Origin of the sequence: Mumia flava (assembly GCF_002797495.1) — a bacterium.
Classification (GTDB): Bacteria; Actinomycetota; Actinomycetes; order Propionibacteriales; family Nocardioidaceae; genus Mumia; species Mumia flava.
The window spans coordinates 1-1,460 of record NZ_PGEZ01000007.1; the positions used below are offsets into that span (position 1 = coordinate 1).

General features: G+C 58.9%; 1 protein-coding gene. It reads right to left on the reverse strand.

Annotated elements, in window-relative coordinates:
* Positions 1-83: 83 nt before the first annotated feature.
* Complete coding sequence (locus CLV56_RS20760) at positions 84-986, reverse strand: hypothetical protein (RefSeq protein WP_157805247.1); 903 nt, start codon at positions 984-986, stop codon at positions 84-86.
* Between the last annotated feature and the right edge of the window lie 474 nt (positions 987-1,460).

Genomic DNA, 1,460 nt, shown 5'->3' on the forward strand with positions numbered 1-1,460 from the left:
GTGGGTCCCCTAGTTTGTTTGGTGGTTCAGAACTCAAGGATTTGGACCACCAAACAATCGCGAGGCATTGCTCGCCCGGAGTTCTACTCGGCTCTCTCAACGAGAACTTGCGTCGTCACGTACCGCGCATGAGTCTCACACGTCATTCGAGGGATAAATCCTGGAACATTGACGTCTACTCCACCTTGGAAGATCCAGTCGGGAAGATCTGCAATCTCGACCGGTCGAGTGCAGTCGGCCTGCCACAGGACGGTTGTTCCGGAGAGGGGACTCAGCCTGGCATCTACTCCACCCTCAATATTGATGGTGGCATCACTCATCTTTGTTGACCGTGGGTGATAGAAGCCAATTGGGTCGTGCGTTCGAGCACCGACTTTAACGACACCACGGCCCGGCTCCGCACGGGTGAACGTGCGAACGTTGACCGAAGGATCACCTTGCACGCACGAACCGTTGTGCAGTGAGATGAGGACTTCAAGCGTGTCTCCTACGGCTGCCTCACCCACGGCTTCAAACTCCTCGTCGGAACCTTCATGCTTGAACCGAACCGCGGCACCATGGATTTGATGTGCGCCGTCATCGACCTTGGCGACAGAAACTCCGCCAACCAAGCTTAGGGTGGTGTTCGGTTGAACGGTTGGCAATGGAAACTCCTGCAGGACGACCACTCCATCCGGCCCCTCACTGTTCCAGGAGTCAAAGGGCGCAACGGCTTCACCCGAGTCTTCGACTGTCAGGTCGGTGATACTAATGGGCCTGGCAAATTCCGCCGGACCACCGACAGCGAAAGCGCATCCGTCTTCAGCAGGCCATTCCAGAACGAGCTGCGCACCGGGAATCTTCCATTCGTCTGACGACGATGAACTGCGAACAGTGAAGTCAAGGACGCGCAGACCATCCGATTCCTGTTCGGGACGGAAGAGTCTTGCTCGCAAAACCAACCCAGAGACTGGCTGGGCGCCGGTGTTTTGGAGCGCGAGACGCATAGTAATGGAGTCCTCTGGCGCGGCCTCGACCCAGGACGACAATTTGTCTTCGCCCAGCGTCAGGTTCGCCGCTCCCAGTGTGCCCTCAAGAGAGAGTGGGACACCTGGTGTCACGAGAGGTGCCGGTGGAACGGGCGTCGGGAGTGACGATGCCGGACTCGATGGTTCGTCACTCGATACTGTTGGTAGACCCGCCAGCTCCCGCGGCGTCTGGGCTGCTTCACGGGGACTCGCAGGCTCGTCGTCTCCACCGACACTTCGTGCGAGGGCCCAGATTCCTGTGCCCAAGCCCCCCAGCACAATGAGAATGATCCCTACGACTACCCCGGCGGTCACATCGTCAGAGATGCGCTGCCAAGTCTCCCGCAGCCTGTCAGGCACCCGAATCACAGGCCAACCCTGCCACGGCTGACTTCAAGTTGTGAACCGCCTATAAGTCTTCGTCGTGGCTGGCCTGGGGCTGGCTGGCAGGGT